We start from the raw sequence: 3,394 nt of genomic DNA, 5'->3' as shown, positions 1-3,394 counted from the left end.
CGGAATCCCAACTCGGGGCATTCCCTTCAGCACCTTCTCAATACCCTGCAGACACGACACTGTCTCCTTCTCGAGACAAGCTTCCGTGACTCCAAGAGTCATGAGGCGACCGCCTCGAGTCCGGCCCTCAGTGGAGGATCAAGATCCCACCCAGGAGGCGCACCGCTCGTGGCGACTCGGAGAACACTACGCCGGCGGCCAGGCCATGCCAAATCGGGCTCTTCGTACTTCGGGTGGGTCTGATGGTGTCGTGTCCTCCACCGATGAGGAGCATGCGTAGGCGGTAGTTGTCTCGGTTGCGGAAGCCTCGGGCGATGCGGCGGTGGAGATCGATGAGGCCGTGGTGGAGACGTGATGCCACAGGTGCTCGTCGCCTCCGAGTGTCCTGACGCCCTCGAAGCGCGTCTCGTCCTCGGCGCGAGCTTGCAAGAGCGGCTTGACCGATTCCCACACCGTGCGCCACGCGGTGCCGAGCTGACGTGCCAGGCCAGCCACGCTGGCATGCTCGCGGCGTAGCTGGCGGATCGCCCACGTGCATGCCCGGGCAATATGCAGTGCCCGCGGCGACGCGATCCGGGCGTCCTGCTCGGTGAAGGAGCGTGCCGGACAGAACGGCTCTACGCAGCGCCAGGTGCGCTTACGCCACACCAACTCGGTCTTCCGGCCCAAACAGGGGGTGTCGACCAGTCGCACTTGACGGCGGCCGTGGCTGCGCGCGACCACCCCGCAGGACCGGCAGGCTCCGAGCCTGGGCTGCGACTCGCGCATCACCCGCAGGAACGGCCCACGCCAGCCCTGGCGCTCATCGACCTCGGCTACTTCAACGACGTGGAAGCCGTCGAGCCCGACCAGCAGGTGGCAGCGCACGCAGTAGCCAGTGTCAGTAGCCAGTGTCTGCGTCACGATCCTGAGAGATCCAGGGCACCGCGACGTTGCGCGAGATCAGGCGCGCAGGCAGACGGGGTGCCCGGCCGGGTCGCGTAGGACGCGGGATTGTGCTGGGCTGGGCTGGGCTGGTGGTGTTCTTTGGTGGCTCCCAGCTCGATGGCTGTGCGCTCCGCCGCGTCGAGGTTCTCGACGGCGACATCGGGGTGGATCTGCTGAGATCCTTCGGCTGAAGGCCAGGTTGGTGGCTGGTAGCCCTCGACCCGAGAGGTGCCCAGGAAGAGTGCCCCAACCTTGACGGCGCAATAGTCCGGAGTCTCGATCACGACCTCGCCCTCCAGCATGCGTCCAGAACGTGGCCATGGGCTTGGGATCGGTGCATTCGAGGTTGATGGCGGCGATGCTGACAGGTGGTACGGGTTCTCCCCAGGTCTGTTGTTCGGTGTGCTGGGCGGGTGCATTCGACCGGCTGGTGGAGGAGTGAGTCGGGTCAGGCGATGGGAACGGCCGGGGTGTTGAGCAGGTCGCGGTTGCCGTCGACGCCGTGGGTCAGGGCTGCAGCGACGTCGTCGTGTGGTGCACCGAGTTGTGGGGCACTGACCTCGTTGAACTGCTGGTAGTGGACAGGTTCTAGTTCGACGTCCAGTGCAGCGTGATGGCCCTCCAGGTGCGTGAGGCTCCGGGGACCCACGATGAGAGTCATCGAGGTGGCGGCGTGTGCGGCGCGGCTGCGGAGCCATGCCAGCGCGACTTGGACCGGGCCCGTGTCGAGTTCCTCGGCAGCCGCGAGTACCGCGTCGAGCACGGCTGCCCGCTGTCGGCACCCTCCATGTTCTGGTCGCATGTGCTGAGACCTCCTTCTTCACCATGGCAGTAGTTGCCCGTCAACAGGCCACCTGCCAGCGGGGAGTAGAGGACCGCACCGAGCCCCCCATGGGCCTGTGCCATGGGGAGCAGCTCACGCCCGGCCGAACGCCCCGCGAGGCTGTATTCGGTCTGGGTCCCGGCCACCAGGCCCTGGCTACCGAGCCCATCGAGCCCGTTGTCTGCCCGTGAGCGGACGGCGGCGCTCGCGACTCGCCAGGCGGGGAATTGGAGAACCCGCCGTAGCGGATTTTCCCGGCGCGCCTCAGGTCCTCGAACCCGGACAGGATCTCCTCGGTCGGAGTGATTCCGTCGGGGAGGTGAGGCATGAAGACATCGACGTAGTCGGTCTGCAGTCGCCGCAGGCTCTCCGCCAGGGACCGGATCATGACCTTGCGGCTGTTGCCCGTCGTACCGGGCCGCACCTGCGGGCTCCTGCTTCCGCTGTACTTGGTAATCACCACGTAGGCGTCGCGCTCGGACCCAGCAACCCACCCAGGACTCGCTCAGCCTCACCGTCCTGGTAGATGTTCGAGACGTCGAGGGTCGTGCCTCCGGCGGCCACGAACGTCACGAAGATCGCTCGTGCGCCTTCCAGGCCGGCTGCAGAGGGAGCCGACCCGAAGTTGGCGGTGCCGAGCACGTACTCCGAGATCCGGCGACCGGTGGCTCGCCCGAAGGGGGTCTGGTAGCGCATGAACCTCTGCCTCCTCGGCGTCGATCGCCACTACGATCGAGGCCCACCTCGACGCACGCCGCCGACAGATCATCGACGCCGCCCGTGCCCGCTTCGCCACCCACGGCTTCGCCCGCACCTCGATGGCCGAACTGGTCGATGCATCCGGGCTCTCGGTGGGAGCGATCTATCGCTACTTCACGAGCAAGGACGAGATCATCGCCGCGATCTGCGGGCAGTCCAGCCAGGCCCTTTCCGCGGAACTGACCCCCGCCACCATCGGCGACTTCCTCGACCACATCCGCGGCCTGGCCAAGAAGCAGGACCACGCGCGGCTCGTCGCCCAGATCTACGCCGAGGCCGCCGTCTCCCCGCCGCTCGCCGAACTGGTCCAATGCCAGCTCGCCGATCTGCGCCGAGCGGTCGCCGCACTCCTACCTCAAGACGACCAGGCCCGCGCGGACCAGATCGCCGAGGTCTTCATCGCCCTGTGCCGGGGCTACACCCAACAACTCGCCGTCCGAGGCGACCTCGACCCAGCCCCCTACACCCGCGCGCTCGAGGCCATCATCAACGCCTGATCCCGCGAACCACAGCGACCCAACGACGCGAGGCGTGTCGTCTCCACCCACCTCGAGTGCGAAGAGCCCCACATCGACGCCAGCCCCTCGACGACGAACGCGGTGCCCGTGCTCTCCAAGGGCGAGCCGGACACCGCGTCGATGTCGTGCCGCGGGCGCGCAGCCAGGTGACGAACCGTCACCAACTGTCGGCACGTAGCCGCCCCGGACTCAGACGCCCGGCCAGTACCCAACCGTCGCCTGAGATCACCTCGGGCCGGCGTGTGGCTACGGGTCGGCGATGGGGCACCCGTACCCAGCATTCTGGGTGGGAAATGCAGTGTAGGGGCCACCCCAACGGGTGGCCCCTACACGCTCAATAATTGTCCGGCGGCGTCCTACTCTCCCA

At 67.3% G+C, this 3,394-nt stretch carries 4 protein-coding genes and 1 pseudogene; 1 reads left to right on the top strand and 4 read right to left on the bottom strand.

The features are described from left to right. Positions 1-186 precede the first annotated feature (186 nt). The 4 genes and pseudogenes from G515_RS18790 to G515_RS23990 form a co-directional block, all read right to left on the bottom strand. On the bottom strand, positions 187-903 hold the full coding sequence (locus tag G515_RS18790; protein ID WP_051217697.1) for a transposase family protein: 717 nt from the start codon (positions 901-903) through the stop codon (positions 187-189). Beyond that, positions 900-1,229 (bottom strand): VOC family protein, encoded by a 330-nt coding sequence (locus G515_RS23205; protein ID WP_157570946.1) that lies wholly within the window; start codon positions 1,227-1,229, stop codon positions 900-902. Before G515_RS23205 ends, G515_RS18790 begins: the two co-directional genes overlap by 4 nt. A 146-nt stretch (positions 1,230-1,375) precedes the next feature. Beyond that, positions 1,376-1,729 carry a hypothetical protein gene (locus tag G515_RS23565; protein ID WP_211220913.1) on the bottom strand — a complete coding sequence of 118 codons (354 nt, stop codon included), beginning with the start codon at positions 1,727-1,729 and terminating at the stop codon, positions 1,376-1,378. Between the two features lie 40 nt (positions 1,730-1,769). Then, a pseudogene (locus tag G515_RS23990) lies at positions 1,770-2,446 on the bottom strand (aldo/keto reductase). Between the two features lie 23 nt (positions 2,447-2,469). On the opposite strand from G515_RS23990, the gene G515_RS0100610 reads away from it, so the two are divergent. Further along, a complete protein-coding gene (locus G515_RS0100610; protein ID WP_028658576.1) occupies positions 2,470-3,006 on the top strand; it encodes a TetR family transcriptional regulator in 537 nt (178 codons plus the stop codon). Positions 3,007-3,394: the final 388 nt, after the last annotated feature.

This window comes from Nocardioides insulae DSM 17944 (genome assembly GCF_000422825.1).
Lineage (GTDB): Bacteria > Actinomycetota > Actinomycetes > Propionibacteriales > Nocardioidaceae > Nocardioides > Nocardioides insulae.
Note: the sequence above shows the minus strand (reverse complement) of the source record. Positions and strands in the feature narration are given on the sequence as shown.

Excerpts from the sequence above, each read along its gene's own strand:
- G515_RS23205 (WP_157570946.1), bottom strand. The coding sequence starts at position 1,229 with ATGCTGGAGGGCGAGGTCGTGATCGAGACTCCGGACTATTGCGCCGTC.
- G515_RS23565 (WP_211220913.1), bottom strand. The coding sequence starts at position 1,729 with ATGCGACCAGAACATGGAGGGTGCCGACAGCGGGCAGCCGTGCTCGAC.